This is a genomic window from Acinetobacter sp. YH12255 (genome assembly GCF_013417355.1).
Classification (GTDB): domain Bacteria; phylum Pseudomonadota; class Gammaproteobacteria; order Pseudomonadales; family Moraxellaceae; genus Acinetobacter; species Acinetobacter pseudolwoffii.
The window spans coordinates 1-2,138 of sequence record NZ_VPEC01000105.1 but is presented as its reverse complement, the minus strand read 5'-3'; the positions used below and the strand labels follow the sequence as shown (position 1 = coordinate 2,138).

The window sequence follows — 2,138 nt, the reverse complement described above, 5'->3', positions numbered from 1 at the left end:
ATGAAGACGGCTTACGCCACCATCAAAGGTATTGAGGTGATGCGTGCACTACGCAAAGGCCAGGCCTCAGCATTTTATTATGGTGATCCCCTGGGCGAAATGCGCCTGGTAAGCAGAGTTTTTGAAACGTAAGGCCTTTGAATAAGACAAAAGGCTGCCTCATCGCTAACTTTGCAACAGTGCCCTCGCGATGACATCGCCCAGCGGCTGGCCATCATCCTGTGCATCGACCAGGGCGCCCCCGATCTCGGCGAAGGATTTCAGGGTGTCACGCACCACCCCCGCTTCGTCTGCGACCTTTGCATGGCAAATACGCTCCGAAGCACGGTAGAGACGGCCGACGATCCGGTCGTGGGTTTCGACCACTGCGTCGGCCAACATCGCCTGCCATTCCGAGACGCAAACAGCCAAGATCGCAAGCCGCCTGTCCTCCGGGAGATCGCGCATGCCGTCGGCATAATACCGTTCACCCTGCCTGCGCAGACGAGTCACCCGATGGGCAGGAACGCCGCCAACAGATCCTCGGGGAGATCGATGCGTTGCAGATATTCGAGCCGGTCGAGCAGCCGGTTGGCCGACGAAGAGTTCGAGCCAGGCTCGAACTGGCGCAGCCACACAAAACGGGTCACCCGATCATCAGCCGTCTCCTCGAGCAATGCCAGCAACTGTTCTCGGATCGACATAGGCAGCCGACTGGCGATCCTCGTCTCGATGCGTCGCTCGGCATCGACGAGAGCCGCGGCACAAAGCCGCTCGATCGTGGATGTCGCGGGAAGGACAGTGCGGGTGCGTCGGCACTCGGCTACGAAGCGACGGGCGATATCCTCGTTCGACACCGCCATCTCGGCTTCTCGGAACAACCATTCCTTCAGCTCGCTCGCACCACGTCCGGAGAAGGTGCGGAAGCCGTAGAGCCCCCGTAACTCGGCAAGATGCTCGTGCCGTGTTTCCTCGCGGGCAGCATAGTCTACGAGATCGTCGGCACCCAGGCCAAGCTGCGCTCCGATAAATTCGATGACCTCTGCAGGGATCAGTTCGCCTGGAGCCAGCACCCGGCCGGGATAGCGCAGGACACACAATTGCAGGGCGAAGCCGAACCTGTTGTGAGCGCGCCGACGCAGCCTGATATGCCCAAGGTCTTCATCACTCAGCGTATAGTGCTTGAGCAAATCCGTCTGTGAAGTCGGCAAGCGCAACAGCGCGTCTTTCTGCCGATCGGTTAGAGTGACGCGACGCGGCATACATGTTCCTTTTTCAAAATCTGATAGCGTTCAAGACGCTTTGTTTATGAAGCTGGTTGAGATACATTTCCAGAGGTCAATGCAATCGTGGCCGAAGCGCCGCCTCAAACCAACGTTTGTGATACATGCTGATCGGATATGCCCGCGTCTCCAAAGCCGATGGCTCGCAGTCTCTCGACCTGCAGCACGACGCCTTGCGCGCCGCAGGTGTCGAACGGGACAATATCTATGATGATCTTGCTTCCGGCGGTCGTGATGATCGCCCTGGCTTGACTGCCTGCCTCAAGTCATTGCGTGACGGCGATGTGCTGGTGGTCTGGAAGCTCGATCGCCTCGGACGATCGCTTGCCCATCTGGTCAACACGGTGAAGGAGCTGTCAGACCGCAAGATCGGCCTGCGGGTTCTGACTGGAAAGGGCGCTCAGATCGACACCACGACTGCGTCCGGTCGCATGGTGTTCGGAATCTTCGCCACCTTGGCCGAGTTCGAGCGGGATCTGATCCGAGAGCGCACCATGGCGGGTCTCGCCTCCGCGAGAGCGCGCGGTCGCAAGGGCGGACGAAAATTCGCGCTCACCAAAGCTCAGGTGCGTCTCGCGCAAGCCGCCATGGCCCAGCGCGATACTTCAGTTTCCGATCTCTGCAAGGAACTCGGCATCGAGCGCGTCACTCTCTACCGATATGTCGGTCCCAAAGGCGAGCTCAGAGACCATGGAAAGCATGTTCTCGGACTTACGTAGCAACTCGTTTCTTTTCGCAGGTTGAGCCACAGAGGTGGATCAGGAAATTTGAACAACACTTATAAGTGATATTTTGCTCCCCAAATGATGTTATAAACATCAATATATGGAGTATTTTATGACACGTAGACCAAGAAGAAATCATTCAAATGACTTT

General features: G+C 57.5%; 1 protein-coding gene and 2 pseudogenes. 2 read left to right on the top strand and 1 reads right to left on the bottom strand.

What is annotated here, in order from left to right; all coding sequences use genetic code 11:
- Positions 1 to 132: pseudogene (locus FTV30_RS15900) on the top strand (IS6 family transposase); the annotation flags it as partial.
- Positions 133 to 186: 54 nt separating this feature from the next.
- On the opposite strand, the pseudogene FTV30_RS15895 reads toward FTV30_RS15900, so the two are convergent.
- Positions 187 to 1,241, bottom strand: a pseudogene (locus FTV30_RS15895) (DUF4158 domain-containing protein); the annotation flags it as partial.
- Between the two features lie 125 nt (positions 1,242 to 1,366).
- Between FTV30_RS15895 and FTV30_RS15890 the strand changes: the two are divergent.
- Positions 1,367 to 1,981 carry a recombinase family protein gene (locus FTV30_RS15890; protein WP_000904906.1) on the top strand — a complete coding sequence of 205 codons (615 nt, stop codon included), beginning with the start codon at positions 1,367 to 1,369 and terminating at the stop codon, positions 1,979 to 1,981.
- Positions 1,982 to 2,138 lie beyond the last annotated feature (157 nt).

Bases quoted from the DNA above. Each gene is read 5' to 3' on its own strand.
- FTV30_RS15890 (WP_000904906.1), top strand. From the start codon at position 1,367: ATGCTGATCGGATATGCCCGCGTCTCCAAAGCCGATGGCTCGCAGTCT.